We start from the raw sequence: 293 nt of genomic DNA, 5'->3' as shown, positions 1-293 counted from the left end.
CCGCATTACCCTGCCGCCGATTGCGCTTGCTGTGGCGGGGACATGGTGGCCCATGCCAAACCCTATCAGGTTCATCAGGTGTTCGAGCTGCCCGAGGTGAGCTATCTCGTCACCGAACACCAACTGTATCGTGCGACCTGCTCACGTTGTATCGGCACGACCCAGGCCGCACTGCCAGACAACGTCAGCAGCAGCCAGATGGGGGCCAATCTGCTCAGCTACATCGCGCTGCAAAGCGGCCAGTTTCACCAGAGCGTCAGCCAGATACAGCAGCAGCTCAAACAGCATTTCGG

1 protein-coding gene is annotated in these 293 nt (G+C 59.7%); it reads left to right on the top strand.

The window, feature by feature from the left end; all coding sequences use genetic code 11:
* On the top strand, positions 1 to 293 hold a 293-nt coding region (locus J9892_RS25280), incomplete at both ends, for an IS66 family transposase zinc-finger binding domain-containing protein (protein WP_210538967.1).

This window comes from Aeromonas sp. Prich7-2 (assembly GCF_017939255.1).
In the GTDB taxonomy this organism is placed as follows: domain Bacteria; phylum Pseudomonadota; class Gammaproteobacteria; order Enterobacterales; family Aeromonadaceae; genus Aeromonas; species Aeromonas caviae.
The sequence above is the reverse complement of the archived record's forward strand: the minus strand, read 5'-3'. Positions and strand labels throughout refer to the sequence as shown.